Origin of the sequence: Delftia sp. ASV31 (assembly GCF_016428765.1) — a bacterium.
GTDB classification, from domain to species: Bacteria; Pseudomonadota; Gammaproteobacteria; order Burkholderiales; family Burkholderiaceae_C; genus Comamonas; species Comamonas acidovorans.
Genome location: NZ_JAELTK010000008.1, coordinates 1 through 26,997 on the forward strand (window position 1 = coordinate 1; position 26,997 = coordinate 26,997).

The window sequence follows — 26,997 nt, forward strand, 5'->3', positions numbered from 1 at the left end:
GGGCACGGCTATGCGCCCCACAGGCACGACACCTATGCACTGGGCCTGACGCTGTCCGGCGTGCAAAGCTTTGCCTACCGCCGCAGCCAGCGGCGCAGCCTGCCGGGCGGTGCCATGGTGCTGCATCCCGATGAATTGCATGACGGCCACGCGGGCACCGACGCAGGTTTTCGCTACCGCATGGTCTATGTGGAGCCGGCCCTGATCCAGCAGGTGCTGGGCGGCAGGCCCTTGCCCTTTGTGGAGGGCGGGCTGTCTGCCGATCCGCGGCTCAAGGCCGCGCTGCTGCCGCTGCTGCAGGGCCTGGATGAAGACCTGGAGCCGCTGGCGCGCGACGACGCCATCTACGACCTGGCATGGGCGCTGGACGCCGTGGCGGGCCGGCGCAACGTCCGGCGCCTGCCGGACCTGGGGGCCGTGGAGCGCGCCCGCGCCTGCATCCACGACGCGCTGGAGCAGGGCGTGACCCTGGAGGACTTGGCTCGGGCCAGTGGCCTGGACCGCTGGCGGCTGTGCCGTGACTTCCGCGCGCTCTACGGCACCAGCCCCTACCGCTACCTGACCATGCGCCGGCTGGACACCGTGCGGCGCCTGCTGCTGGCCGGGCAGCCCGTGGCCGATGCTGCACTGCAGGCCGGCTTCTTCGACCAGAGCCACATGGCGCGCCAGTTCGCCATGGCCTATGGCGTGCCGCCCGCACGCTGGCTCAGGCGCCTGGGCGCGGCCTGAGCTGCACGATCGTGCAAGACCGCAGGGATGGCGCTTCCTAGCATGGAGGCTTCACACGCTTTCATAAGGTCTGCCCATGACGTTCCCCGTTGGAAACCGCCCCTGCGAGGCCATCAACTTCCCCGAGAAATTCAGCCACTTCACCGGCCAGTGGAGCCCCCGCGTCGTCGCCGAGATGAACGACTACCAGTTCAAGATCGTGCGCGTGCAGGGCGAGTTCATCTGGCACTCGCATGCCGACACGGATGAAGCCTTCCTGGTGCTGGACGGCGAGCTGCGCATCGACTTCCGTGATGGCCATGTGCTGCTGCGCCAGGGCGAGCTCTACGTGGTCCCCAAAGGCACGGAGCACAGGCCCAGCGCCGAGCGGGAAGCCCGCCTCATGCTGATCGAGCCGCGCGGCGTGCTGAACACCGGGGAGGAAGGCGGCGAGAGGACGGCGCCCAACGATATGTGGGTATAGCCAGCCCTTAGCCATCCCATGAACAAGGGGCGCCGCAGCGCCCCTTGTTCCCGGAAGTGCGGGGCGCTCAGCCGAGCAGCAGTGCGTCGTCGGCCAGCTTTTCGCCGCGTACCTTCTCGAACATGTGCAGCAGGTCTGGCACGTCCATGCGGGCACGCTCCTCGCCGCTGACGTCCAGCACGACCTGGCCCTGGTGCAGCATCACCGTGCGCTCGCCCACGTCCAGCGCCTGGCGCATGCTGTGGGTGACCATCATGGTGGTGAGCTTGGCCTCGGAGACGATGCGCGCCGTCAGCTGCAGCACGAAGTCGGCCGTGCGCGGGTCGAGCGCGGCGGTGTGCTCGTCCAGCAGCAGGATGCGCGAAGGCTGCAGCGCCGCCATCAGCAGGCTCACGGCCTGGCGCTGGCCGCCAGAGAGCAGGCCGATGCGGTCGGTCAGGCGGTTTTCCAGGCCCAGGCCCAGGATGGACAGGCGCTCGCGGAAGTTGTCGCGCATCTCGGCCTTGACGGCGCGGCTCAGGCGGCGGAAGGTGCCGCGGCGCTGGGCCAGGGCCATGTTTTCCTCGATGGTCAGGTCCTCGCAGGTGCCCGCCATGGGGTCCTGGAAGACACGGGCCACGCGTTCGGAACGTGCCCACACGGGCAGGCGCGTCATGTCCTGGCCGGCGATCTCGATGCGGCCCTTGTCCACGGACAGGTCGCCCGAGACGGCGTTCAGGAAGGTGGACTTGCCGGCGCCGTTGGAGCCGATGACGGTGACGAACTGGCCGTCGGGAATGTCCAGCGACATGCCGCGCAGCGCCCGCGTTTCGATGGGCGTGCCGGGGTTGAAGGTGATTTCGAGTTGTTGTGCGCTCAGCATGAGTGCAATCTCCGGTATTTCTTCGTTCAGTCGCTCAAGGCGTGGTGCTTGAACTGACGCTGTCCAAACTCAGGGACGCCTAGCAAGGGCCGCCCCGCAGCGATGGCGTCGTTCCCCTCCCTCGCGCAGCGAGTAGAGAGGGGGAAGCGGCATAGCCGCTCAGGGGGTGTCATTTCCTTTGTGCAAACTTGCGCTTCAGTTGGGGGATCACCAGGGCGACGGTCACCAGCAGGGCGGTGACGAGGTTCAGATCCTGGGCCTTGAGGCCGATGAAATCGCTGTTGAGGGCCGCTGCGATGAAGAAGCGGTAGACGATGGCACCCACCACCACGGCCAGCGTGGCCCAGACGATGCGGCGCGAGGGCAGGATGGACTCGCCCACGATCACGGCAGCCAGGCCGATGACGATGGTGCCGATGCCCATGGAAATGTCCGAGCCGCCCTGGGTCTGCACGAACAGCGCGCCGGCCAGGCCGACCAGGCCGTTGGAGATCGCCATGCCCAGCAGGATCATGGCGCCGGTGTTCACGCCCTGCGAGCGTGCCATGCGGGCGTTGGAGCCCGTGGCGCGGATGGCCAGGCCCCGCTCGGTGGCGAAGAACCAGTCCAGGCCCAGCTTGGCGAGCACGACGATGACGAACAGGATCAGCGGGCGCATCACATAGTCAGCCACGCTGTCGGGCTGCAGCAGGGTGAACAGCGTGGTCTCGTTGATCAGCGGCACGTTGGGGCCGCCCATGATGCGCAGGTTGACCGAATACAGGCCGATCATCATCAGGATGGAGGCCAGCAGATCCATGATCTTCAGGCGCACATTGAGCCAGCCCGTGATCAGGCCCGCGACGGCGCCTGCGGCCGTGCCGGCCAGCGTGGCCAGCCAGGGATTGGTGCCCGTGGAAATCAGGATGGCGCAGACGGCGCCGCCCAGCGGAAAGCTGCCGTCCACCGTGAGGTCGGGAAAGCGCAGCAATCTGAACGAGATGAAGACGCCCAGCGCCACCAGGCTGAAGATCAGGCCGATCTCGACGGCACCGAGCAATGAGAAAAGAGACATAGGAGGAGCGACAGGCGCGTGGGACAGAAAACGACTTAAAAAAAGGGCAGGGCCATGTTGCCATGGCGCCTGCCACCGTGGGCGCACTGCCCGGGTTGGTCCCGGGCAGGCAAACCCCGGGTATTACTTGATCACCTGGGCGGCCGACTTGACCAGCGCGTCGGACAGCTTGACACCCTGCTTCTCGGCGGCGCCGGGATTCACGAACAGCTCCATCTTGGTGCTGACTTCGGTCTTCATGTCGCCGGGCTTTTCGCCCTTGAGGATGCGCACCACCATGCGGCCGGTCTGCTCGCCCAGATCGCGGTAGTTGATGCCCAGGGCAGCCACGGCGCCGCGCTTGACGGAGTCGGTGTCCGAGGCCACCAGCGGGATCTTGGCGTCCTGGCCGACCTTGACCAGCGACTCGTAGGCCGAGACCACGTTGTTGTCGGTGTTGGTATAGATCACGTCGACCTTGCCGACCAGGCTGCGCGCGGCGCTGCTGACGTCCACGGAACGGGGTGCGGCGGCTTCCACCAGGGTCATGCCCAGCTTGGGCAGCAGGGCCTTGAGTTCCTTGACCACCACGGCGGAGTTGGCCTCGCCGGGGTTGTAGACCATGCCCACGCGCTTGGCGTTGGGCACGACCTGCTTGACCAGATCCATCTGCTTGTCCAGGGCCAGCAGGTCGGACACGCCGGTCACGTTGTTCTTGGACGGCTCCCAGCTGGGCACCAGCTTGGCGGCCACAGGGTCGGTCACGGCGGAGAACACCACGGGCACGGTCTTGGTCGATGCGACCACGGCCTGGGCCGAGGGCGTGGCGATGGCCACGATGGCGTCAGGCTTGTCGCCCACGAACTTGCGTGCGATCTGCGCGGCCGTGCCGGTGTTGCCCTGGGCACTCTGGTACTGCCACTTGAGATTCTTGCCGGCTTCGTAGCCAGCTTCCTTGAGCGCGGCCTGCACGCCGTCGCGCACGGCGTCGAGTGCAGGGTGCTCGACGATGGCGGTCACTGCGACCGACTTCTCGTCAGCGGCGTGGGCGCCGCCCGCGATGGCGGAAATTGCCAGGGCCAGCGCGCCCAGGGGCGCCCAAGACAAGTGCTTCATACGTGTATCTCCAACGTGCTTGTGTTTGTTCCTGTTTGCTCAGCAGAAGGCCGCACAGGACGGTCGCGGCGCTTCGCGGCAAAGTCTACTGCAGCCGCCCTGTACGCCTTGGCGTTTGGACGACCCGGTTTTCACCTATAGGTTTGTATCTAAAAATTGGCATGAAATCTGCGGGGAATGCCCTAGGTGCAACTTTTTCATGCGTGTTGGATAGGTTTGGCGGTGCAGGTTTGCGTCTTCAGGGGCTTGTTTTTGGCTTTGTCGTGCATTTTTATTGCGTGCAAGCGCCTTTCGGATGGCCTTCTATGCTTTCTGGGCCTGCATGGCTTTGACGGCGCTCAAAGAAAAAGCCTGCACAAGCAGGCTTGGGCAGGCTTCAGAGGAGGGCCGGTGTGGCGTGCGGATCACATGCCCGCGTAGTTCGGCCCGCCGCCGCCTTCGGGCGTGACCCAGACGATGTTCTGCGTGGGGTCCTTGATGTCGCAGGTCTTGCAGTGCACGCAGTTCTGGGCGTTGATCTGCAGGCGCTTGCCGCCCTGGGCCGTGTCGTCCACGAACTCATAGACGCCGGCCGGGCAGTAGCGCTGCTCGGGGCCTGCGTACTTGGCCAGGTTGATGGCCACGGGCACCGAGGCGTCCTTGAGCGTCAGGTGGGCGGGCTGGTCTTCGGCGTGGTTGGTGTTGCTGATGAAGACGCTGGACAGTCGGTCGAAGGTCAGCTTGCCATCGGGCTTGGGGTAGTCGATGGGCTTGCACTCGGCAGCAGGCTTCAGGTAGGCGTGGTCGGGCTTGTCGCGGTGCAGCGTCCAGGGGATGTTGCCCTTGAGCACGAACTGCTCGATGCCGTTCATCAGCGTGGCCGTGGTCAGGCCCTTCTTGAACCAGGCCTTGAAGTTGCGCGACTTGTTCAGCTCTTCGTACAGCCAGCTGTTCTCGAAGGCCTCTACATAGGCGCCCAGTTCGTCGCCCTGGCGGCCCGCGACGATGGCGTCATACGCGGCCTCGGCGGCCAGCATGCCGGTCTTGATGGCGGCATGGCTGCCCTTGATGCGGCTGACGTTCAGGAAACCTGCGTCGCAGCCCACGAGCGCGCCGCCCGGGAACACGAACTTGGGCAGGGACAGCAGGCCGCCGGCCGTGATGGCGCGCGCGCCGTAGCCCAGGCGCTTGGCCGGCTTGATGCCCTTGGACTCGTCGCCTTCCAGGTAGTAGCGGATGTTGGGATGGGTCTTCCAGCGCTGGAATTCCTCGAAGGGGCTCAGGTAGGGGTTGGCATAGTCCAGGCCCGTGATGAAGCCCAGCGTGACCTTGTTGTCGTCCAGGTGGTAGAGGAAGGCGCCGCCGTAGGTCTTGCTGTCCATGGGCCAGCCGGCCGTGTGCATCACGAAGCCGGGCTTGTGGCGTGCCGGGTCGATTTCCCACAGCTCCTTGATGCCCAGGCCGTAGCTTTGCGGGTCCTTGCCGGCGTCCAGCTGGTACTTGGCAATGATCTGCTTGCCCAGGTGGCCGCGTGAGCCTTCGGCAAAGATCGTGTACTTGGCGTGCAGCTCCATGCCCAGCTGGAACTCGCCCGTGGGCTCGCCGTCCTTGCCGATGCCCATGTTGCCGGTGGCCACGCCCTTGACCGAGCCGTCCTCGTTGTAGAGCACCTCGGCGGCAGCAAAGCCCGGGAAGATTTCAACGCCCAGTGCCTCGGCCTGCTCGCCCAGCCACTTGACCACGTAGCCCAGGCGAACGATGTAGTTGCCATGGTTCTGGAAGCAGGCCGGCAGCAGGAAGTTGGGCGTGCGCAGGGCGGATTTCTCACCCAGGAAGACCATGGCGTCGTCGGTGACGGGCTGGGTCAGGGGCGCGCCCTTTTCCTTCCAGTCAGGGATCAGCTCGGTCAGCGCACGCGGGTCCATGATCGCGCCCGACAGGATGTGGGCACCGGGCTCGGAGCCCTTTTCCAGCACGACGACGGAGACATCCTGGCCTTTTTCGGCCGCCAGCTGCTTGAGGCGGATGGCCGTGGCCAAGCCGCCGGGGCCGCCGCCAACCACCACCACGTCGTATTCCATGGCTTCGCGCGGCCCGTACTGGGCCAGGATTTCTTCGTTCGTCATCGGGGTGTCTCGCTTGGATATTGAAAAACAGGATGGTCGGCAGACCGAACGTTCGTTCGGCTGCAGCGCAAATGCCGCAATGCGGTGGATTCTATGACGTGCGTGGACCCCGTCGTTGCTGATAGGTGACAGCGCGGGAATCCGCCCTGCTGCACAGTGACCGGGGGCTGCGGGGCATGGTGCCTTGCGGTGGCGCTACAACAAGGAGACTGCAGGCATGCGCATAGAGATTCCAGAATATAAAAAATGGGTTCACGAGATGCGATTCAAAGTGCGCTGGGGCGACATGGACGCCATGGGCCATGTCAACAACGCCATGTATTTCCGCTATCTGGAGACTGCCCGCATCGACTGGATGGTCGAAGCGGGCATGGCGCCTACGCCGGGCGGGCAGGGGCCGGTCATCGTCAATGCGTTCTGCAACTTCCACCAGCAGCTGGCCTATCCCGACGAAGTGCTGCTCAAGATGTACGTCAGCGACCCCGGCCGCACCACCTTCGAGACCTGGGGAACCATGGAACGCATCTCCGAACCCGGCGTCATCTGCGCCGCCGGCGGCGGCACCGTGATCTGGGTGGACTTTCCCAGGCAGAAGGCCATCGAGTTGCCGGGCTGGGTGCGGGAGATGGTGGGATAGCGGCCCTGGCTTCCTTCAGATGATGTGCCTGGGCACTGCACGCCAAGCCATGGCGCCCGGAGTGCCTGCGGGCGAGGGAGTCTCGCGGATCATCGGATGAACGACACATGCCGTGTCGTCCATGCCCGCATTCCCCAGGAGGTTCGATATGGATTGGTTGCAAAAGCTGCTGTGCCGGCTGTTTGGCTATCGCTGCCCGTTGAGCATCGAGCTCAACGGCGACAGCATTCTCAACGGCTACGGCGTGGACATCACGCCGGTGCAGCGCATCCAGGCGGCACGCCCCTGGTGGACGCTGGATGACAGGTGCATCAACGGCCTGCGGCTGCAAAAACTCATGCTGACGTTTGCCGACGTGCCGCACAACAGCCGCGTCACGGTCATCGCCCTGGGCGCCAATGACGGCTTCGGCCTGGTCCCGCCAGACGAGTACCGGGCCGACCTGCTGGAGGCCGTGCGCATCAGCCGGGAATGTGGCTCCATTCCCGTGTTCACGGGCCTGCCCGGCATGCCGCTGGGGCGCTTTCCCGTGGAATGGACGGACAACCTGGACGCCCTGAACGCGGTGATGCACGACATCGCCACGCAACAGGGCATACCGCACGCCGGCTGGGATGCCGATTTTCGCGGTGACGAAGACCTGAACCCGGATGGCGTGCACCGCACGCAGGCGGCCAGCGACAGGTTGGCCCAGTTGCTGATCCAGACCATCGACAGGCTGCCCCGCTGAAACCGCAGGCCCGGGCCGCCGAGCCGCACGGTTTCAGGCCGACTGGCGCGGTACCCGCTTCGGTCTGGCTGGCAGCAAGGCTGCGGCCTGCTCGCCGCGCTCGGCAGGGTGCGCATGCCCCTTTGCTCAGAGGGGGAGGGGAATGCGCGACGGATTCGTTGAGCCGTGGAGCAGTGGCTGCAGCCCGAGCATCAGATCAAGGTTCTGCACCGCCGCGCCGGCGGCGCCCTTGCCCAGGTTGTCGAACACGGCGGTCAGCAGTACCTGCTGCTCCTGCGGCTGTCCGAACACCGCGAGCCGCATCCGGTTGCTGCCATTGAGTGCGCGCGGATCGAGCCGCTGCGCATCGGCGTCCTCCTCCAGGGGTTGCAACTCGATGCAGGGCTGGCCCTGATACCGCGCCTGCAGCGCAGCGTGCAGGCTGCGGGCGGTCACACCAGCGGGCAGCAGCCGCAGATGCAGGGCGATGGTCAGCACGATGCCTTGCCGGTAGTGGCCATAGGCCGGCACGAACACCGGCGCATGGGCCAGACCGGCATGCTGCTGGATCTCGGGCACGTGCTTGTGGTGCAGTCCCAGGCCATAGACCTGCAGGGGCACGGCAGTCGCGGCGGCAGCGCCCTCATGGTCCAGCAGTCCTGCGCGGCCCCGTCCCGAATAGCCCGATACCGCGTGAATGGCCAGCGGGTAGTCGGGGGGCAGCAGGCCCGCGTCGATCAAGGGCCTGAGCAGTGCCAGCGCACCTGTCGGATAGCAGCCGGGATTGCTGACGCGCCGGGCATGGGCGATGCGTTCGGCCTGGCCTGCCTCCAGTTCCGGCAGGCCATAGACCCAGCCCGGCGCGGTGCGATGCGCAGAACTCGCATCGATCACGCGCACGCCGGGCCGGCGCACCAGCGCCACGGCCTCGCGCGCAGCCTCGTCCGGCAGACACAGCAAGGCGATGTCGCAGTCGTTGAGCGCCTCGGCACGGTGCGCTGTGCTTTTGCGCTGGTCGGCCGGCAGCTGCAGCAGGCGCAGGTCGGTCCGATCCGCCAGCCATTCGCGCACCTGCAGGCCGGTGGTGCCTTGGTCGCCATCGATGAAAACAAGAGAGGTCATGGGTTGCTCCGATTGGGTGTGGAGCGCATGTTGCAGCGCCTGTCGCATGCAGGCCAGTTGAATCTGACAAACTACGGATTCATGATTCCTGAATTGCTGGCAACCTGGGATACCGCACCATGCGCGAAATCAATCTGGACCGTCTGCGCACCCTGCTGACGGTGGCCGACCTGGGCTCATTCGCTGCCGCCGCCAAGGTGCTGCACCTGGCGCCGCCCACGGTGACGCTGCATGTGGCGCAGCTCGAAGAGCGTCTGGGAACTCGTCTATTGCACCGCGCACCGGCCGGCGTCACCGCCACATCGGCGGGCAGCCTGCTGATAGACAAGGCGCGCCAGCTCCTGGCCGAGGCCGACGATCTCCTGCAGACCGTGCAGCGCCAGATCGCCACGCGCGGGGGCCGCGTGCGCCTGGGCGCCTCCACTGGCGCACTCGCGCACCTCTTGCCCCAGGCACTGGAAACCCTGGCCACCCGGCATCCCGAGATCGACGTGCAAGTGGCGGTGATGACCAGCGAGGAAGCCCTGGCGCGCCTGGCCGCCGGCAGCCTGGACATCGGCATCGTTGCCTTGCCGCAGCCCGTGCTGCGCGGGCTGCAGGTGCAGGCCTGGCGCCAGGACCCGGTGCTGGCCTTCATCCCGGCCGCCTGGAAGCCGCCGCGGCACATCACGCCCGCCTGGCTTGCGGCCCGCCCCCTGATCGCCAACGACCGTGGAACCCGGCTGTCGCGCCAGACCGCCGAATGGTTTGCCGCAGGCGGCGCCCGGCCGCAGGCACGCATCGAGTTGAACTACAACGACGCAATGAAGAGCCTGGTGGCGGCGGGCTACGGCGCCGCGCTGCTGCCCCACGAGGCCGGCGCACCGCAGCCTGACCCCCGCATCACCACGCGGCCCCTGCGGCCAGCACTGTCAAGGGCGTTGGGCATCGCGCACCGCAAAAGGCCGGATGACGACGCGACGACGGTGACGATTGAGGTTTTGATGGGGATGCGGGGGCGTTGACTTTGCTGATTGACGCCTGCTTGACAGCAGGAATCAATAGAGCCGGTGAGCGGACCGGAATAAACATCAGCTTCATCCCGGTCCGGTTCGGTGCCTTGTTGATGCGATGGCACCATCACCGGTTTGACACTACGCTGGAATGAAAACGCCTGTCGCGTCAACATTTGTGCCGGAGCGACCAAAGAGTCCACCCGCTGAGCGAGCCGGCGGGTTTGTCTTCGACCTGGTATCAGGGATCTGTAGTTTGCCGCTTGACCTTCAACTCAAGTTGAAGCTTAAGCTCCATATCCTCTCATCACACAAGATGCTGCAAGGATCGATATGCAAACCATTTTGGGCGCCAATGGCCAGATCGCGGTGGAGCTGGCGCGCGAGCTCCACCGCAACTACACGCAGAACCTGCGCCTGGTCAGCCGCAAGCCGCGCAAGGTGAACGATACGGACGAGCTGGTGTCCGCCGACCTGATGAATTCCGCGCAAACCCTGGCGGCCGTGCGTGGCAGCGAGGTCGTGTACTTCACCGCTGGCCTGCCACCAGACACCGAGTTATGGGAAAGGCAGTTTCCTGCCATGCTGCGCAACGCGCTCGATGCCACGCGGGCAGCGGGGGCCAGATTTGTCTATTTCGACAACACCTACATGTACCCGCAAACCGCGCAGCGGCAGACCGAGGAAACCGCCTTTGCTCCGGTGGGCCGCAAGGGGCGCGTGCGCGCCTTGATGGCCGAGATGGTGCTGGCCGAGATGCAGCGCGGCGATATCCCCGTCGCCATTGCCCGCGCGCCAGAGTTCTACGGCCCCGGCAAAACCCAAAGCATCACCAACACCCTGGTGATCGGCCCGCTCAAGGCGGGCCAGAAGGCCAAAGTGCCGGTCCGTGACGACAAGCTGCGCACCCTCATCTGGACGCCCGATGCAAGCCGCGCCATGGCAGCCATTGGCAATGCGCAAGATGCGTATGGCCAGACCTGGCATCTGCCTTGCTGGGACGAGCGGCTGACCTATCAGGCCTTTGTGAACCTGGCGGCTGCAACCTTTGGGGTTGAGCCGCGCTACAAGGTACTGAGCCACCTGGCCATGGTGGTTGCTGGCTGGGTCTCCAAGCCTGTGCGCGAACTGCGTGAACTGCTGCCACGCTACGCACACGACAATGTGTTTGATTCGTCCAAGTTCAAGCGCCGCTTTCCCGACTTTGCTGTCACCAGCTACGCACAGGGCCTCAAGCAAATCGCGCAGGAGTCTTCATGAGTACGCCACGTGTCTTGCATGTCGTCACCAATGTCGCCCATTACGACGACCCTGCGCACGCCACAGGGCTGTGGCTGTCGGAGCTGACCCATGCATGGGATGTGTTTGCTGCGCAAGGGTACTCGCAGCAACTGGTGAGCCCGCTGGGTGGCGCCGTACCGCTGGAGCCGCGCGCACTCCAATGGCCGTTCTTCGATGCTTAGGCCAAGGCCTGGCTCGATGATCCCGCGCGCATGGCCCTGCTGGCGAACACTGCGGCACCTGCCGATATCGATGCGAGCGATTTCGATGCCATCTACTTCACGGGAGGGCATGCGGTGATGTGGGATTTTCCCGATAGTGCGGGGCTGCAGCGCATCACACGCAGCATCTGGGAGCGAAGTGGCATCGTTGCATCGGTTTGCCACGGCTACTGCGGCCTGCTCAATACGCAGCTCAGCGACGGCTCTTTGCTGGTCGCGGGCAAACGGGTCACGGGTTTTTCATGGACGGAAGAAATCCTGGCCGGAGTGGCCCGGTCCATGCCCTACAACGCGGAGCAGGAAATGAAGATGCGCGGTGCGCGCTATCAAAAAGCCTTGCTGCCTTTTATGTCGTATGTGGTGGCCGATGGCCGCCTCATCACCGGGCAAAACCCGGGGTCGGCCAAAGCGACTGCAAAGCAGGTGGTGCAGGCTTTGGCAAGGCGCTAGGGCCGCGTTCCAAACTGGCGCAGGCCTATGCCACGCTTGCCCGCTTCTTGTGTCCGGTGCGCATGAGCTTGCCCATTTTTTCTTCAGCCGCTGCTTCAGAGGCCAGGGATTCGGATTGCTGGGCCAGTACATGTGAGAGCACACGGCGTGCGTTGTCGTGGCAATCCATGTTGTCTGGCCGCGCTTCAATATCGGACAACAAAGCCTGCAACTGCTTTTTGCTGGTTTGCAGCTTTTTCTCCATGGCCTTGATATCGGCAATTTTTTGGCGCAGCGCGCCCACGACGGCCTCATGGTCCCAGCCTTGCAGGCCGGGCGGCAAGAGTGCACGAATTTCATCCAGGCTGAAGCCCACGCCTTGCGCCATCGCAATCAGCTCCAGCATCTGCACCATCTCAGGCGGATAGCTGCGGTAGCCATTCAAGCCACGCTCAGCCGCTTGCAGCAGGCCGCTTTGCTCATAAAAACGAATGCGTGATGTGGACAGGCCTGTGCGTTTGCTCAGTTCACCAATGTTCATGCGCAACCTTCGGCAAGGGGTCCTTGACCTTCAACAAGACTTGAAGCTTATCGTACTCGCAAGCCCTTCGCTCCAGCGGCAATTTGCGGCGGGCGCAACGTGCGGGCGATGCAACCTGACGCAGCTCGGTCAGCCGCTGCCTGCGCAATAGACCCCCTGTGCGCGAACTGTATGGATGGACAGTAGAATTTCGGGCTCGATAGTTTCCACAAGGGTCTGGACATGTCCGCAGAACTCGAACAAGAAGTCGTCTCGATCTTCGAAGACCGCCTTTGGCATCACAACGGCTGGGAGGCCCGCGTCATCAAGAATGAAGACGACGATGGCTGGGCCGTTGCCATGACCCAGGACGGCCAGGTGGAGCCAAGTCTGGTCGGCCCGTGGACCATGGGTCGCGACAAGAAAAATCCCAAGCCGCTGGACGTTTCCGCCTTCAACACGCTCGTGAAGACGGCGCACGAGGTGATGCGCCGGCATGAGCAGCATCTGGCAGCACAGTTGCACAAGGATGTGCAGATCATGGTGAGCGGGTCACGCGTGACCGTCTCTCTGGATATCGAGCCCGATGAAGACAATCCCAGCGCCACGCTCACCGCCACTGCCGCCGACGGCAGCGAGCTGGCCAAGGTGGGAGTCAGGCCGGACCATCAGCTCACCCGGACGTCTGCGCAAGCCTGGGCACAGGCAGGCTACCCCCGTCCCAGCGAGGACTGAGCCGCGGGCAAGGCCGGGGAATCAGGGGAGTGCTTCACAGGTGCCTTCCAAGGCGGATATGCGGCTTTGCGGCTTTGCCACACGCTCTAGATGTGCAGCATGGCCAGCCCGCCCACGCCAAGGCCTAGCGCTGCCACGCCGAGCATGGCGTATTCCAGCCATTTCTTCTTGGTCAGCAGCGCGATGGCTGCAAGGGCAATGGCGACCTGCAGCGCGGTGGTGGCCTGCGCCCAGCGGTGATGCAGGTGCATCTGCATCTCTGACTTCTCGTCCCATTGCCGGGCCTCGGCTTCCAGGCGGTCGGCATCGCGCTTGATGTCGTCCTTTTCCTTTTCGTAGCGCTCCACCTTGGCCTGGTAGGCCGCCCGCCTGTCCTCCGTGGTCGCCAGATCACGTGCGAACTCGGACAGCGATTGCTTGGTGCTCTTGGCCTGGAAGAAGGCCCACTGGTTGGCCGCTTCGGTCTTCTTGATGGCTGCGTCGTTCTTGTACAGCCCGGCATTGGCCTGGGTGGCGCCGCCCATGTACGCGAAGATGGCTCCCACCGTGGCGATGACTGCCGTGCACATGGCGATCTGGTTGGTCAGACTGCCGCCGCCGATGCCGTGGTGGGCGGTTTGGCCATGCTCGCCCTGGGCAGCATGTTCGAGTTCGTGATCGTGTGGGCCGTGGACGTGAAAGCCGCCGGAAGACATAGGTGCCAATTCCTTGATGCAATGGGGTGGCGCATTATGGGGCCGGTCTGGCGGCAATCCAGGGCTCCCAGGGTGTGCGGGGCGCATGGCCCGTTTGGAGGTCAGCGCCTTGGCTGACGGCCTGCAGATGGGGGAGTGGGATCAGGCGGCAGTCGCGCGTTGCGGCAGCGCTGCGAGCAGTATTTGACCTCGTCCCAATCACGTGCCCATTTTTTGCGCCATGTGAACGCAAGACCGCAGCACGCACACAGCTTGGTGGGCAGGTGGGGCTTCTTGTGCATGGCGCGGGCGTTCCTGCAGTTCAGCGCGTCAGCGTGGCCAGAGCGCGCCGGGCCAGCGCCCGTCCGCTGAGCCAGGCGCCTTCGACGCCTGCGCCGCACATCCAGTCGCCGCACAGGCCCAGGCCCGCAGGCGCGTCCCACCAGCAGCGGTTGACCAGGTGCGGCGCCGGCAGCGCATAGCGCCAGCGGTGGGCAGTGACGCGCAGGCCGCCTGGCAGAGAGCCGGAAAGTGGCCCGGCCAGGGCCTCGAATGCCTGCAGCAGTTGCCGGGCCACGGATTCGGCGTCCGACTCGATGTGATCCTGACTCCACCGTGCACTGGCATGCAGCACCCAGGTCTGAGGTCCTTGCGGCACTTGCGGCCCTTGCCGCCCTGGCTTGGCGCTGTCGCGTGCCACCCAGCACAGCGGGCCATCCGTGATTTCTGCCGCATCCCAGTCCAGCGGCAGGGGGGCGTCGGTGCGCAGCATGGCCACCCAGCAAGGCTGCATGCGCGCGCTGGCAGCCAGTGCCGCCGCATAGGGCGAGACCGGCCCCAGCAAGGCTGCCGCCTGCGGTGCAGGCACTGCCAGCATCAGGGCGCAGTATTCCGATCCGATCTGCCCGTGTTCGGCGCAGTGCACAGTCCAGCAGGCAGATTCGTACTGCAACTGCTGAACCGTGGTTTGCAGGTGCAGCCGTGCGCCATGCCCCTGTTGTGCAAGCCGCTGGACAAGAAACGCTGCGGGAGAGGTCATGCGCGGCACGCCAACCCAGCGGTCGGGGCCTGCCTCTGCGGGCACCACGTCCGCGCCCTGCAGCCGCACTGCGCGCGGACGCCAGGTGGCGACAACGCCGTGCTGCTCCCACTGGCGCACCTCCTGCACAAACTCCGGGTCCTGGGCCGCAAACGATGGAGCACCGTGATCGCACTGCCACGCACCCTGCGGATCCTGCGCGCGCCGCGTGCTCATGCGCCCGGATGGGCCTCGGCTTTTCTCGAAGATATCCACGCGGCAGCCAGCCTCGGCCAGCAGCTGTGCACATGCCAGACCTGCCATTCCCGCGCCGATCACCGCGACGGGGGGCGCGCCGTTCACAAGGCCTCCTGACTGTGCGCTTCCTGGTGGCGCTCATGGCTGACCCAGATCAGCGCGCCGGTATCTACGCCCAATTCCGCGGCCTTGGCGACGATGGATTGCAGCGTCTGCGGGGGCAGTTTGGGCTCCCTGGCCAGTATCCAGCAGTACTGCGTGTCCGGCCCAAGGACCAGCGCCCAGCGGTAGTCAGGGTCCAGGGCGGCCACATGGTAGCCGCCGTAGAACGGGCCGAAGAAGGAGACCTTGAGCGAAGCCGTGTCCGGCTTGCCCGTGAACAGGGCCTTGCCGACGGCGCGCTGCCACTGGCCCCGGGGCACGGAAAACCCCCGGTTCACCACCTTCACGCTGCCGTCTGCCTGCGGCGTGTACTCGGCGGTCACATCGGTCATGCCCCGCTCGAAACCATGGTCCAGCCGTGCCAGTTCGTACCACAGGCCCTGGTAGCGCTGCAGATCGAACGGTGAGACGGGCGTGACCGAGCCGGGCGGGCGCATGCTGGCGCAACCGCTGGCCAGCAGGCCTGCGCCAAGGGCCGTTGCCAGCAGGGTGCGCCGCCTGGCGGTGAAGACGGGGCGGGGGGCGGGAAAGTTCATGCGGATGTCCTTGGTGTTCTTGTCGTCTGCCGCCATCGGGCGACCAGCTGTTGCAGATCCGTGAGATGGCGCACCGGCGTGATGCCCGCGACCGGGCTGGAATAAAGCGCCGGGCATGCTCCACCGGCCCACAACTCGATGGACGGCGGCAGGTGGCTGCGCAGCTCGCCCAGGCAAGCCTGCGCCATCGCTCCGTTGTGGGCGCTGCTGAAGCTCAGCCCCACGATGTCGGCGCGATGCGCCCGCGCGGCCTGTGCCACGTCGCCGATGGGCGTCTGGGTGCCCAGCGATACGCAGTTGCAGCCTTCCAGGGCCAGCAGGGCTTCGACCATGAGCAGTCCCAGTCCATGCATCTCCTGCGGCAGCGTGGTCAGCAACACCTTGGGCGCGGACGGCGGGGAAGGAGGGGCGAGCGAGACGATCGCCTGCCTCAGGACGCCGGTGAGCACCTCGGTGTACAGGTGCTCTTCGAACACTTCAAAACGCCCCTGTGCCCAGAATTCGCCGACCGCCGTGGTCAGCGGGGCCACGAGCGTGGTCACGAAACCGGCCAGGCCCATGCGCGACTGGGCCAGGCTCAGGCAATGCCTGAGTTGGGCGGGATCATGGGCAGCAATGGCGTTGAGCATGGGAGCGAAGCGGTCAGAGTCTGCTGCATTCTCTGAATTTGTCCTGGACAAATCCTTGCCCGGCGATGTGTCGGCGCGGGCCAGCAGCGCCTGCAGGCCATCCAGATCCACCCCCATCAGCTTGCTGGGACGCAGCCCCGTATCCATGAGCCGCCGGATCAGGGTCAGTTGTCGAACCTGGTCTGCCGGGTAGCGGCGATCGCCTGCCGAATCCCGTTCAGGCTTTGGAAAGCCGTAGCGTCTTTCCCAGACACGCAGGGTGTCCTTGGCAAGTCCGGTCTCGCGTTCGACGGCCGAGATGGGCAGCCCGGGGCCAGGCGCCGAAGGCAGGGGGTCAGAAAGTGGCGTCATTGATCTGAAGGGGACAAAACGTCCGGTCATGGCCGGGATGTTTTGAGGGATTTTGCGAATTGTCTAGGACAAAAATATGTTTTGTCCAATATATTACATAGAGAAACAAAGCGCAGGCCCGCTGGTCGCCACCCGGCAGCCGCTGGCGCGAGTGCTTTGTAGATCCCGGCCAGGAGATGACGGCCCCAGGCGCAGGCGAGGCTTCACACCATGATCGCCGCGCCCTTGTGCAGTCTTTCCGGCCACGCAGTTCGTACCGATGATCATCATGAATTTGTCCAACTGGCCACTGGCCCGCCGTCTCGCAGCTGCCTTCGCATGCGTCATCGCCATTTTTCTTCTTGTCATCGCGCTGGCCGTGAGCAGCCAGTCCCGGCTCAAGGAGGCCCAGCAATGGAACGAGCACACCTTCAAGGTCATGTCCCAGGGACAGCGCATGCTCACGGGCATGGTCAACATGGAGACGGCCTCGCGGGGCTATCTCCTGTCGGGCGACTCCCGTTTTCTTGCCCCCTGGGATGAAGGACTCAAGGAGTTCGAGGCCTCCTGGCAGGAGGCCGTACGCCTGACCGAGGACAACCCCGCCCAGCAGCGCCGGCTCGACGGAATCCGGCTGCGCCACCGTGAATTCGTGCAGGCGGTGCAGCCGCTGCAGGCGCTGCGGCGGCAAGTTCAGGACGGCACGGCAACGGTCGAGGATCTGGTTCGCGAGTTCTCTCTGGGGCGCGAGAAGGCGGCCATGGATGGGCTGCGCGCACTGCAGGCGGACCTGGTGCGAGAGGAGGAGCAGCTCATGGCCGAGCGCCTGACGCGCACCGAGTCGCTGGCGGCAATGACGCTGGCGTTCGAGCTGGGCGGCGCGCTGGTGGCTGTCGTGCTGGCCGCCTTGCTGGGGACCTGGGTCACGCGCTCCATCACCGGCCCCATTGGCCGTGCCATCCAGGTGGCACGCGCGGTGGCATGCGGGGATCTGACGCAGCGGGTGGAGGCCACCACCCACGATGAAGTGGGTACCCTGCTGCGCAGCCTCGGCGAGATGAGTGATGCGCTATCGCAGGTCGTGGCCGTCGTGCGCAGCGGCAGCGAATCCGTGGCAAGTGCAAGCACGCAGATTGCCCAGGGCAACACCGACCTGTCCTCTCGGACCGAGAGCCAGGCCAGCGCGCTTGAACAGACGGCGGCCTCCATGGAGCAGCTCGGAGCCACCGTGACCCAGAACGCTGATGGCGCGGGCAAGGCCAACGCGCTCGCGCAGCAGGCCAGCGGCGTGGCCGGGCAGGCGGGCGAGGTGGTCACCCAGGTCGTGGACACGATGAAGGGCATCAGTGAAAGTTCGCGCCGCATCGCCGACATCATCAACGTCATCGACGGCATCGCGTTCCAGACCAACATCCTGGCGCTGAACGCTGCGGTGGAGGCTGCGCGTGCCGGTGAACAGGGCCGTGGCTTCGCTGTGGTGGCCTCCGAGGTCCGCAGCCTGGCCGGCCGCAGCGCGGCGGCGGCCAAGGAGATCAAGGCCCTGATCTCCGACAGCGTCGAGCGGGTCGAACAGGGCTCTGTGCTGGCCGACCGCGCGGGGGGCACCATGGCTGAAGTGGTGACGAGCATACGCAGCGTCACCGACCTCATGGGAGAGATCAGCGCGGCTTCCGCCGAACAACGCAGCGGCGTTGCGCAGGTGGGCGAGGCGGTCATGCAGATGGACCAGGCGACACAGCAAAACGCGGCCCTGGTGGAGGAAATGGCGGCGGCAGCCACGAGCCTGCGGCAGCAGGCGCATGACCTTGTGCAGTCCGTGAGCGTTTTTCGCCTGGGGCCTCAGGCGCAGGGTTGAGGCAGGGTTGGCGCAGGGTTGACGCACCGGTGAAGACGCGGTGCGGGACCCTGGGAGAGCGGGCCCCTCTACAGGCGCCGGAGCATCAGCCGCTGCTGCCGTCCTGCCCGGGCACCGGCCGGTGTTCAAACAGTTGTGCCATGGCTTTGGCGGCTGCCTCGGCCGCTTCGGCGCGGCGCATCTCGGCCGCGTCTTCAAACCCGCAGCCCATGGCCTGGGCCTCGGTGCCGGCGTAGTCGGCCAGCGTCTCGGCGCTGTCGCGGATGCTTTGCAGGGCGCGGGCCGGGAGGGCCGGAGGCCGCAGGTCTTACCATCCGGTTTTCCGAACGGCGCCTGCACTTCATCGTTCGGATTTCCGTGCCACCTTATGCATAAAAGTAAGGTCGATATAGGCGAATCAAGCAGTTAGCGCGGGGTGCAGGTGCCGGATGCGGCTGGCACGGTCTGTGCACTGTCAGGCGCAGGCCACGTGCATCGTGGTTGTGTATGCAGGGAGACAAGCCCGTCTTCGCTGTGGCATCCGGCCCGTGCCGGCAGCCGTGGTGGCCGGGCTCGCTTGCAAGACCGAAATACGTCCAACGAAAAATCCGCATGAAATTCAACCGCTTGACCACCATGGTGCTTGTGGCCATGGTCCTCGGCGTGCTGGTGGGCTATGCCTGCAACAGCTACGCACCCACGCCCGAGGCCGCCAAGGAAATCGCCAGCTACTTCGGCATCCTCACCGATGTCTTCCTGCGCATGATCAAGATGATCATCGCGCCCCTGGTGTTCGCCACCCTGGTGTCGGGCCTGGCCAACATGGGCGACGCCAAGGCCGTGGGCCGCATCGGCGGCCGCGCGCTGGGCTGGTTCATCGTGGCCTCGTTCTGCTCGCTGGCCATCGGCCTGATCTATGCGAACGTGCTGCAGCCCGGCCATGGCCTGAGCGTGGCCCTGCCGTCGTCGGCCGAGGGCCTGAACCTCAAGACCTCGGCGCTGAACCTCAAGGACTTCATCGCCCACGTGTTCCCCAAGAACATCTTCGAGGCCATGGCCACCAACGAGGTGCTGCAGATCCTGGTGTTCGCGCTGTTCTTCGGCATTGCGCTGGGCAACCTGCACAACCAGGCCGCGCGCTCCATGGTAGGCCTGATGGACGAAGTGGTCCACATCATGCTCAAGGTCACCGACTACGTGATGCGCTTCGCCCCCGTGGGCGTGTTCGGCGCCGTGGCCGGCACCATCACCATCCATGGCCTGGGCATGCTGTCGGTGTTCGGCAAGTTCATGCTGTGCTTCTACCTGGCCCTGGCCACGCTGTGGGTGCTGCTGATCGTGGCCGGCTACTGCGTGCTGGGCCGTGACATCTTCCGCCTGCTGAGCCTGATCCGCGGCCCGCTGCTGGTGGGCTTTTCCACGGCCAGCAGCGAATCGACCTATCCCAAGCTGATGGAGCAGCTGGAGAAGTTCGGCATCAAGCCGCGCATCATCGGCTTCGTGCTGCCGCTGGGCTACTCGTTCAACCTGGACGGCTCGATGGTCTACACCACCTTCCTGGCCATCTTCATCGCCCAGGCCTACGGCATCGACATGACGCTGACGGCCCAGATCACCATGCTGCTGGTGCTGATGGTCTCCAGCAAGGGCATTGCCGGCGTGCCGCGCGCATCGCTGGTGGTGGTGGCCGCCGTGCTGCCCATGTTCGGCCTGCCCGAGGCCGGCATCCTGCTGATCCTGGGCATCGACCACTTCCTGGACATGGGCCGCACCCTGACCAATGTGCTGGGCAATGCGATCGCCACGGCCGTGGTGGCCAAGTGGGAAGGCGCCGTCGATCCGACCGCGGCCACGGATGACGACGAGTCCCTGCTGCCCACGGACCATTCCGAGCAAGGGCGGCCCGCTGTCTCGGCCTGAGGCCCAGGCGGCGCGGGGGGGCACTGATAACATCGGTGCCTTCACCATGCCCGCCCGCCGCCCCCTGCGCCAGCTCATCCTGCTTTTGCTGTGGCTTGCCCTGAGCGGGCTGAGCGGCTGGGGTGCGTACCTGCTGGCGCAGCGGCTGGGCATCGCCGATCTGCGTGCCACGGGCATGCACCGGCTGGAGCTGTACGGCGCCAGCCTGCAGCGCGAGATCGGCAAATATGCCTTCCTGCCCGACGTGCTGGCACTGGAAGGCAATGTGCAAAGGCTGCTGGCCGAGCCCGGCGACGAGCAGCTCACCAACCGCGTCAACGCCTACCTGGAGCAGCTCAACGACCGCGCGGGCACGCTGACCGCCTACCTGGTCGATGCGCGCGGCCACGTCGTGGCCTCCAGCAACTGGCGGCGCTCCGACAGCTACATGGGCGAGGACCTGAGCTTTCGCCCCTACTACCGCACCGCCATGGCCACGGGCAGCGCGCGCTTCTTCGGCATAGGCACCACGCGCGGCGAGCCCGGCTACTACCTGGCCTCCACCCTGGGCGACGACACCCACACCCTGGGCGTGGCCGTGGTCAAGGTCAGCCTGGACCAGCTGGAGCAATCGTGGTCCACGGTGGAGGCGCCCGTGCTGGTGGGCGACGAGAACGGCGTCGTCATCCTGGGCACGGTCTCCGACTGGAAATTCACCACCTTGCGCACGCTGGACGAGGGCACGCGCGCCGCCTTCGACCACACGCGCCAGTACAACCGCCGCGCGCTGGAGCCGCTGGGCCTGCAGGTGCTGCGCGACCTGGGCCAGGGCGCGCGCCTGGTGCGCATTGCCCGCCATGGCGAGGAATCGCCAGGCTCGGTCTACCCGGTCAGCGGCCGCTTCCTGGCCCAGTCTCGCCAGCTGCCGGGCACGCCCTGGACGATCACCGTGCTCTCGCACCTGGAGCAGGTCGACCAGCTGGCCCAGAGCCGCGCGCTGGCCGCGGCCGTGGGCGCGGCCTTTGTGCTGCTGCTGGCCATGATGGTCAACGAGCGCCGCCGCCACCTGCGCGACCGGCTGGCCGCGCGCGAGGCGCTGCAGGCCGCGCACGACGAGCTCGAGCGCAAGGTGGAGCAGCGCACGGCCGACCTGTCGGCCGCCAACGAGGCGCTGCAGGCCGAGGTGGCCGAGCGCACACACGCCGAGGCCACGCTGCGCGCCGCCCAGGACGAACTGGTGCAGGCCGGCAAGCTGGCCGTGATAGGCCAGCTGTCCACGGGCGTGGCCCATGAACTCAATCAGCCGCTGACGGCGCTGCGCACCCTGGCCGGCAACAGCCAGCGCTTTCTGGAGCGCGGCGATACCGAAACCACGCGCGTGAACCTGGAGCGCATGGCGCAGCTGGCCGACCGCATGGGCCGCATCACCGGCCAGCTGCGCAACTTCGCGCGCAAGTCCAGCGGCGCCAGCCAGGCCGTGCCGCTGGCGCATGCGCTGGACAATGCGCTGGCGGTGCTGGAGTCGCGCGTGGCCGAGACCGGCGCCCGCATCCTGCGCGATGACGGCGTGCCCGAGGCCGTGGCCTGGTGCGACCGCAACCGCATCGAGCAGGTGCTGATCAACCTGATCAACAACTCCCTGGACGCCATGCGCGGCCAGCCCGCGCCCTGCCTGGAGCTGGCCTGCGCCGTGGCCGATGGCCGCGCCCAGGTCACCGTGCGCGACCACGGCCCTGGCCTGAGCGAAGCGGCGCAGGCCCATCTGTTCCAGCCGTTCTTCACCACCAAGGAAGAGGGCGTGGGCCTGGGCCTGGGGCTGGCGCTGTCGGCCGGCATCGTGCGTGAATGCGGCGGCACGCTGACGGGCAGCAACCATCCGGGCGGCGGCGCCGTCTTCACGCTGAGCCTGGCCCTGGCACCCTCCACACCCTCTGCCGACACACCATGACCGACGCCCTCAAAGTCCTGATCATCGAGGATGACCCCGACATCGTGCTCGGCTGCGAGCAGGCTCTGCAGCTCGAAGGCATCGCCTGTGAAAGCGTGGGCAGCGCCGAGCAGGCGCGCCGGCGCCTGTCGCGCGACTTCGCGGGCATCGTGGTCAGCGACATCCGCCTGCCGCGCATGGACGGCATGGCCTTCCTGCGCGAGCTGGTGGCCATGGACCCGGAACTGCCCGTGGTGCTGATCACCGGCCACGGCGACATCTCCATGGCCGTGCAGGCCATGAAGGACGGCGCCCAGGACTTCATCCAGAAACCCTTCGCCCCCGAAACCCTGGTCGGCGCCGTGCGCCGCGCCCTGGAGCGCCGCCGCCTGGTGCTGGAAGTGCGGGCGCTGCGCCAGCAGCTGGACCAGCGCGACAGCCTGGAGCACCGGCTGATAGGCCGCGCGCCCAACATGCGGCAGCTGCGCCAGATGCTCACGGGGCTGGCGCAGAGCGCGGCCGATGTGCTGATCCAGGGCGAGACCGGCACGGGCAAGGAACTGGTGGCGCGCTGCCTGCACGAAGCCAGCGCGCGGCGCGAGGGCAACTTCGTGGCCGTCAACTGCGGCGGCCTGCCCGACACGCTGTTCGACAGCGAGATGTTCGGCAGCGAGGCCGGCGCCTATACCGGCGCGGGCAAGAAGCGCATCGGCAAGCTGGAGCACGCCAGCGGCGGCACGCTGTTCCTGGACGAAATCGAGAGCATGCCCCTGCCCATGCAGATCAAGCTGCTGCGCGTGCTGCAGGAACGCGTGCTGGAGCGCCTGGGCTCCAACACCCTGATCCCCATCGACTGCCGCGTGATCGCGGCCACCAAGGTGGATCTGCTGGAGTTGAGCCGGCAAGGCCTGTTCCGCGCCGACCTCTACTACCGCCTGAACGTGGCCACCGTCTCGCTGCCGCCGCTGCGCGAGCGGCGCGAGGACGTGCCGCTGCTGTTCGAGCACTTCGCGCTGCAGGGCGCCGCGCGCCACCAGCGGCCCGTGCCCGAGCTGACCACCGCGCGCGTGCAGCAGTTGCTGGGCTATGACTGGCCCGGCAACGTGCGCGAGCTGCGCAACGTGGCCGAGCGCACGGTGCTGGGCATCGAGACCGGCTCGCCCCCCTTCGGCCAGCCGGCCGGCACCACGGCGCAGGACGCCGCGCCCCGGCCGCTGTCCGCCGCTGTCGAGGCCTTCGAGCGCGCCCTCATCGCCGACGCCCTGCGCCGCCACGCCGGCAGCCTGGCGCGCACGGCCGAAGCCCTGTCCATGCCCAAGACCACGCTGCACGACAAGATCCGCAAGTACGGGCTGGATGGGTAGGGACCCTCAACCCCGCTCCCCGAACTCCACGCTTTCGCGCGTCCAGCGCCGCGCCTGCTCGCTCAGGCTCAGTCCCAGGCCGGGGCGCGTGGGCACGAGCATGCGGCCATCGGCGATTTCCAGGCGTTCGTTGAACAGCGGCTCCAGCCAGTCGAAGTGTTCCACCCAGGGCTCGTTGGCGCAGGTGGCGGCCAGGTGCACGTGCAGTTCCATGGCGAAGTGGGGCGCCAGGCTCAGGTGGGCCAGTTCGGCCTGGGCCGCGATCTGCAGGAAGGGCGTGATGCCGCCCACGCGCGGCGCGTCGGGCATGAGGAAGTCGGCGCTGCGGTGGCGTATGAGATCGCCGTGCTCGGCGGCGCTGGTCAGCATCTCGCCGGTGGCGATCGGCGTGTCGAAGCGCGCGGCCAGCGCGGCATGGCCTTCGTGGTCGTAGGCGTCCAGCGGCTCCTCGATCCAGACCAGGTTGAATTCCTCGAAGACACGGCACATGCGCTGGGCCGTGGGGCGGTCCCATTGCTGGTTGGCATCGACCATGATGGGCGCGGCATCGCCCAGGTGGGTGCGCATGGCCTCCACGCGCCGTATGTCCAGCGCGCAGTCGGGCTGGCCCACCTTGAGCTTGATGCCGCCAATGCCGCGCTCCAGCGAGGCGCTGGCGTTGCGCTTGAGCTCATCGAGCGGCGTGTGCAGAAAGCCGCCCGAGGTGTTGTAGCAGCGCACGGATTCGCGCTGCGAGCCCAGCAGCTTGGACAGCGACAGGCCTGCGCGGCGCGCCTTGATGTCGTACAGCGCCACGTCAAAGGCCGCGATGGCCTGCACGGCCAGCCCGCTGCGGCCCACGGAGGCGCCGGCCCAGCACATACGTGTCCACAGCCGTGCGATGTCGCTGGGGTCCTCGCCCAGCAGGGTGGGCGCGATTTCGCTGGCATGGGCGAATTGGCCCGGGCCGCCTGCGCGCTTGGCGTAGCTCAGGCCCAGGCCCCGGTGGCCGTCGCGGGTCTGGATCTCGGCGAACAGCATGGCGACCTCGGTCATGGGCTTTTGGCGGCCCGTGAGCACCTTGGCATCGCTGATGGGCCGGGCCAGGGGGAGGTAGCAGGACGACAGGCGTATCCACTGGATGCGGTCCTGGCTGGTGGTTTCGGAGAGCGCGGAAGAAGTCATGGATGCGGGAGTGCGGTGGTTGGGAAAAGGACAGGGGCAGGCATCAGTCGATGCTGATCTTTCCGGCCTCGATGACCGACTTCCAGCGCGCGTATTCCTGGCGCTGGAACTCGGCGAACTGCTGGGGCGTGCCGGCCACCATCTCGTAGCCGATGGAGACGAACTGCTCGCGCACCCGGGGATCGTTGAGCGCCTCGACAAAGGCCGCATGGGCCTTGTCGCGCAGCGCAGGCGGCAGGCCCTTGGGCGCGACGATGGCCTGCCAGGAGGCGACTTCCACGTTCTTCACCCCGGCCTCGGCCAGCGTGGGCAGGTCCGGCAGCACGGGCGAGCGGCGCGGGCTGGTCACGGCCAGGGCGCGCATCTTGCCGGCCCGGATGTGCTGGATCACGGCATTGATGTTCTGGAACGAGGCATCGACCTGGCCGCCGATCAGGTCGGCATGGGCGGGCGCGCCGCCCTTGTAGGGGATGTGCACGCCCTGGGTGCCCGTTTGCTGCCAGAACAGTTCGGCCGTCAGGTGGTCGCTGGAGCCGTGACCGGCCGAGGCAAAGCTCATCTTGCCCGGATGGGCCTTGAGGTGGGCGACCACGTCGGCCACGCTTTTGTGCGGCGAGCTTGCGGGCACGACCAGCACGTTGGGCGACTGCACTGCCACGGTGATCAGGTCGAAGTCCTTGAGCGCGTCGTAGGGCAGGTTCTTGATCAGGTGGGGCACGATGACCAGCGGGCCCAGCGAGGTGACGAGAAAGGTCTGCCCGTCCGCCGCCGCGCGCTGCACGAAGGCCGCGCCGATGGTGCCCGTCGCGCCGGCCTTGTTCTCCACCACGAAGGACTGCCTGAGCTTCTCGCCCAGCCTGGGCGCCACGGCGCGCGCGACCTGGTCGGTGGAGCCGCCGGCGGGGAAGGGCACGACCAGGGTGACGGGCCTGTCTGGCCAGGCCTGGGCCGATGCAGAAAAGGCAGCGAGCGCGGCCAGGGCCAGCGCCATGGCACGAAGAATGTGATTCATCTTGTCTCCTGATTTGTGAATGACATCGTTGTCATTTCCGGGGAAATGAAAAAGCGCCGATGCCATTTTTTAGATGCAAGGATTTGCGCTTTCAGCAAAATGATATCGTTGTCATTTTGGCTGTCAATCACGATTTCTGCGATGCAGGGCAGGCCTGGCGCCCGTGCGTGGAGGGCGGTCTGCTATCTTCAGGCCCGTCCCCGATACCAGCCCGCGATCGCGCTTGCCCATGAACACACCCACACCACCCAGGCCCGCCACGCTGCACGACGTGGCCGAGGCGGCCGGCGTCTCGCTGATCACGGCCTCGCGCGCACTGGGCAATCCTTCCATCGTTTCGGAGAAGACGCGCGAGCGCGTGCGCCAGGCCGTGGAGGCCACGGGCTATATCCCCAACCTGCTGGCGGGGGGGCTCAAGTCCAGGCGCAGCCGCATGGTGGCGGGCGTGGTGCCCGCGCTGTCGGTGTCGCAGTTTCTGCCCACGGTGCAGTCATTGACGGCCACGCTGGCGCAGGAGGGCTATAAGCTGCTGCTGGGCCAGACCTTCTACGACGAGCAGCGGGAGGAGGAGGTGCTCAACGCCATGATCGGGCGCCAGCCCGACGGCATTGTGATGATGGGCCTGGTGCAGTCCGACAAGGCGCGCGAGCGGCTGCGCAGGACCGGCATTCCCGTGGTGGAAACCTGGGACTTCAGCGACCGGCCGCTGGACATGGTGGTGGGCTTTTCCCACCTGAAGGTGGGCAGCGCGCTGGCCGGCTATTTCCTCTCGCGCGGCCTGCAGCGCGTGGGCATGGCCACGGGCAGCGACCACCGGGCCCAGCAGCGGCGCGAAGGCTTTCTCGCAGCCTGGGGCCGCGAGGTGCCCACGATCACCGTGTCCGCGCCCGGCAGCCTGGAGCTGGGCCGGCAGGCGCTGGGCCAGTTGCTGGCGCAGCAGCCCGATCTGCAGGCCGTGGTCTGCAGCTCGGACATGCTGGCCCACGGCATTTTGGTGGAAGCCCAGGCGCGCGGCCTGCGCGTGCCCGTGGACCTGGCCGTCTCGGGCTTCGGCAATGCCGATTTCGCGGCCCACCTGCTGCCGTCGCTGACCACCGTGCATGTGGACGGACCGGGCATAGGCCGTCTGGCCGCCGAACTCGTGCTGGCACGCTGCAAGGGCCACAGTGCCGGGCGCTCGGCGTTCGACCTGGGGTTCGAGCTGATCGAGCGGGATTCGACCCGCCGAACCTAGAG

25 protein-coding genes and 2 pseudogenes are annotated in these 26,997 nt (G+C 66.5%); 13 read left to right on the forward strand and 14 right to left on the reverse strand.

Translation table 11 applies throughout. From position 1 onward, the window contains the following. Positions 1–729, forward strand: a 729-nt coding sequence (locus JHD82_RS04620) for an AraC family transcriptional regulator (RefSeq protein ID WP_199135550.1), incomplete at its 5' end; no start/stop codon positions are given. Between the two features lie 76 nt (positions 730–805). Then, complete coding sequence (locus JHD82_RS04625) at positions 806–1,192, forward strand: cupin domain-containing protein (RefSeq protein WP_199135551.1); 387 nt, start codon at positions 806–808, stop codon at positions 1,190–1,192. Between the two features lie 67 nt (positions 1,193–1,259). On the opposite strand, the gene JHD82_RS04630 is transcribed toward JHD82_RS04625, so the two are convergent. The 4 genes from JHD82_RS04630 to JHD82_RS04645 form a co-directional block, all read right to left on the reverse strand. Beyond that, positions 1,260–2,054, reverse strand: a complete 795-nt coding sequence (locus tag JHD82_RS04630) for an ABC transporter ATP-binding protein (protein ID WP_012206116.1) — start codon at positions 2,052–2,054, stop codon at positions 1,260–1,262. A gap of 169 nt (positions 2,055–2,223) precedes the next feature. Continuing rightward, the gene (locus JHD82_RS04635; RefSeq protein ID WP_016446315.1) at positions 2,224–3,108 is read right to left on the reverse strand and encodes an ABC transporter permease; all 885 of its coding nucleotides are present in this window, start codon (positions 3,106–3,108) and stop codon (positions 2,224–2,226) included. Positions 3,109–3,231: 123 nt separating this feature from the next. Then, positions 3,232–4,203, reverse strand: coding sequence for an ABC transporter substrate-binding protein (locus tag JHD82_RS04640; protein ID WP_012206114.1), 972 nt, complete (start codon positions 4,201–4,203; stop codon positions 3,232–3,234). Positions 4,204–4,607: 404 nt separating this feature from the next. Beyond that, positions 4,608–6,308 (reverse strand): electron transfer flavoprotein-ubiquinone oxidoreductase, encoded by a 1,701-nt coding sequence (locus JHD82_RS04645; protein ID WP_034394846.1) that lies wholly within the window; start codon positions 6,306–6,308, stop codon positions 4,608–4,610. 217 nt (positions 6,309–6,525) lie between these two features. Here JHD82_RS04645 and JHD82_RS04650 point away from each other — a divergent pair, with 217 nt between their 5' ends. Then, positions 6,526–6,945: a thioesterase family protein gene (locus tag JHD82_RS04650; RefSeq protein ID WP_141831558.1), complete on the forward strand. Its 420-nt coding sequence runs from the start codon at positions 6,526–6,528 to the stop codon at positions 6,943–6,945. A gap of 148 nt (positions 6,946–7,093) precedes the next feature. Continuing rightward, positions 7,094–7,675 carry a GDSL-type esterase/lipase family protein gene (locus tag JHD82_RS04655; RefSeq protein ID WP_199135552.1) on the forward strand — a complete coding sequence of 194 codons (582 nt, stop codon included), beginning with the start codon at positions 7,094–7,096 and terminating at the stop codon, positions 7,673–7,675. A gap of 126 nt (positions 7,676–7,801) precedes the next feature. Here the strand turns inward: JHD82_RS04655 and argC are convergent, their stop codons facing one another. Beyond that, the gene (gene argC, locus JHD82_RS04660; RefSeq protein WP_199135553.1) at positions 7,802–8,776 is read right to left on the reverse strand and encodes an N-acetyl-gamma-glutamyl-phosphate reductase; all 975 of its coding nucleotides are present in this window, start codon (positions 8,774–8,776) and stop codon (positions 7,802–7,804) included. Positions 8,777–8,895: 119 nt separating this feature from the next. Here argC and JHD82_RS04665 point away from each other — a divergent pair, with 119 nt between their 5' ends. From JHD82_RS04665 to JHD82_RS04675, 3 genes and pseudogenes are all read left to right on the forward strand, one after another. Beyond that, positions 8,896–9,780 (forward strand): LysR family transcriptional regulator, encoded by an 885-nt coding sequence (locus JHD82_RS04665; protein ID WP_012206110.1) that lies wholly within the window; start codon positions 8,896–8,898, stop codon positions 9,778–9,780. 321 nt (positions 9,781–10,101) lie between these two features. Then, positions 10,102–11,028, forward strand: coding sequence for an NAD-dependent epimerase/dehydratase family protein (locus JHD82_RS04670; protein WP_199135554.1), 927 nt, complete (start codon positions 10,102–10,104; stop codon positions 11,026–11,028). After that, positions 11,025–11,720 (forward strand): annotated as a pseudogene (locus JHD82_RS04675) (type 1 glutamine amidotransferase domain-containing protein). The gene JHD82_RS04670 and the pseudogene JHD82_RS04675 overlap by 4 nt, the downstream one beginning before the upstream one ends. A gap of 25 nt (positions 11,721–11,745) precedes the next feature. Here JHD82_RS04675 and JHD82_RS04680 read toward each other — a convergent pair. Continuing rightward, the gene (locus tag JHD82_RS04680; protein WP_199135555.1) at positions 11,746–12,240 is read right to left on the reverse strand and encodes a MerR family transcriptional regulator; all 495 of its coding nucleotides are present in this window, start codon (positions 12,238–12,240) and stop codon (positions 11,746–11,748) included. A 222-nt stretch (positions 12,241–12,462) separates the two neighbouring features. Between JHD82_RS04680 and JHD82_RS04685 the strand changes: the two genes are divergently transcribed. Next, positions 12,463–12,954 (forward strand): hypothetical protein, encoded by a 492-nt coding sequence (locus tag JHD82_RS04685; RefSeq protein WP_199135556.1) that lies wholly within the window; start codon positions 12,463–12,465, stop codon positions 12,952–12,954. Between the two features lie 86 nt (positions 12,955–13,040). On the opposite strand, the gene JHD82_RS04690 is transcribed toward JHD82_RS04685, so the two are convergent. The 5 genes from JHD82_RS04690 to JHD82_RS04710 form a co-directional block, all read right to left on the reverse strand. Next, the gene (locus JHD82_RS04690) at positions 13,041–13,649 is read right to left on the reverse strand and encodes a DUF4337 domain-containing protein (RefSeq protein ID WP_012206105.1); all 609 of its coding nucleotides are present in this window, start codon (positions 13,647–13,649) and stop codon (positions 13,041–13,043) included. Between the two features lie 101 nt (positions 13,650–13,750). After that, positions 13,751–13,930, reverse strand: coding sequence for a DUF2256 domain-containing protein (locus tag JHD82_RS04695; RefSeq protein WP_199135557.1), 180 nt, complete (start codon positions 13,928–13,930; stop codon positions 13,751–13,753). A 20-nt stretch (positions 13,931–13,950) separates the two neighbouring features. Next, complete coding sequence (locus JHD82_RS04700; RefSeq protein ID WP_199135558.1) at positions 13,951–15,009, reverse strand: NAD(P)/FAD-dependent oxidoreductase; 1,059 nt, start codon at positions 15,007–15,009, stop codon at positions 13,951–13,953. Next, positions 15,006–15,638 (reverse strand): lipocalin family protein, encoded by a 633-nt coding sequence (locus JHD82_RS04705; protein ID WP_233174623.1) that lies wholly within the window; start codon positions 15,636–15,638, stop codon positions 15,006–15,008. The genes JHD82_RS04700 and JHD82_RS04705 overlap by 4 nt, the downstream gene beginning before the upstream one ends. Further along, positions 15,599–16,612, reverse strand: a complete 1,014-nt coding sequence (locus tag JHD82_RS04710; RefSeq protein WP_199135559.1) for a MerR family transcriptional regulator — start codon at positions 16,610–16,612, stop codon at positions 15,599–15,601. Before JHD82_RS04710 ends, JHD82_RS04705 begins: the two co-directional genes overlap by 40 nt. A 229-nt stretch (positions 16,613–16,841) precedes the next feature. Here JHD82_RS04710 and JHD82_RS04715 point away from each other — a divergent pair, with 229 nt between their 5' ends. Further along, a complete protein-coding gene (locus tag JHD82_RS04715; protein WP_198819105.1) occupies positions 16,842–18,416 on the forward strand; it encodes a methyl-accepting chemotaxis protein in 1,575 nt (524 codons plus the stop codon). A gap of 85 nt (positions 18,417–18,501) precedes the next feature. Here JHD82_RS04715 and JHD82_RS30380 read toward each other — a convergent pair. Then, positions 18,502–18,699 (reverse strand): annotated as a pseudogene (locus JHD82_RS30380) (hypothetical protein); the annotation flags it as partial. Between the two features lie 308 nt (positions 18,700–19,007). On the opposite strand from JHD82_RS30380, the gene JHD82_RS04725 reads away from it, so the two are divergent. The 3 genes from JHD82_RS04725 to JHD82_RS04735 are packed head-to-tail and all read left to right on the forward strand — an operon-like array spanning position 19,008 to position 23,585. After that, positions 19,008–20,315 (forward strand): dicarboxylate/amino acid:cation symporter, encoded by a 1,308-nt coding sequence (locus JHD82_RS04725; RefSeq protein WP_043782245.1) that lies wholly within the window; start codon positions 19,008–19,010, stop codon positions 20,313–20,315. A gap of 46 nt (positions 20,316–20,361) precedes the next feature. Then, entirely contained in the window at positions 20,362–22,242 is a 1,881-nt protein-coding gene (locus JHD82_RS04730; RefSeq protein WP_012206097.1) for an ATP-binding protein, read from the forward strand. Beyond that, positions 22,239–23,585, forward strand: a complete 1,347-nt coding sequence (locus tag JHD82_RS04735) for a sigma-54 dependent transcriptional regulator (protein WP_043821568.1) — start codon at positions 22,239–22,241, stop codon at positions 23,583–23,585. Before JHD82_RS04730 ends, JHD82_RS04735 begins: the two co-directional genes overlap by 4 nt. Before the next feature lie 6 nt (positions 23,586–23,591). On the opposite strand, the gene JHD82_RS04740 is transcribed toward JHD82_RS04735, so the two are convergent. Further along, complete coding sequence (locus JHD82_RS04740; protein ID WP_199135560.1) at positions 23,592–24,749, reverse strand: mandelate racemase/muconate lactonizing enzyme family protein; 1,158 nt, start codon at positions 24,747–24,749, stop codon at positions 23,592–23,594. 43 nt (positions 24,750–24,792) lie between these two features. After that, positions 24,793–25,761 (reverse strand): tripartite tricarboxylate transporter substrate binding protein, encoded by a 969-nt coding sequence (locus JHD82_RS04745; protein WP_026061993.1) that lies wholly within the window; start codon positions 25,759–25,761, stop codon positions 24,793–24,795. Positions 25,762–25,990: 229 nt separating this feature from the next. On the opposite strand from JHD82_RS04745, the gene JHD82_RS04750 reads away from it, so the two are divergent. Beyond that, entirely contained in the window at positions 25,991–26,995 is a 1,005-nt protein-coding gene (locus tag JHD82_RS04750; protein WP_199135561.1) for a LacI family DNA-binding transcriptional regulator, read from the forward strand. The last annotated feature ends 2 nt before the right edge of the window (positions 26,996–26,997 follow it).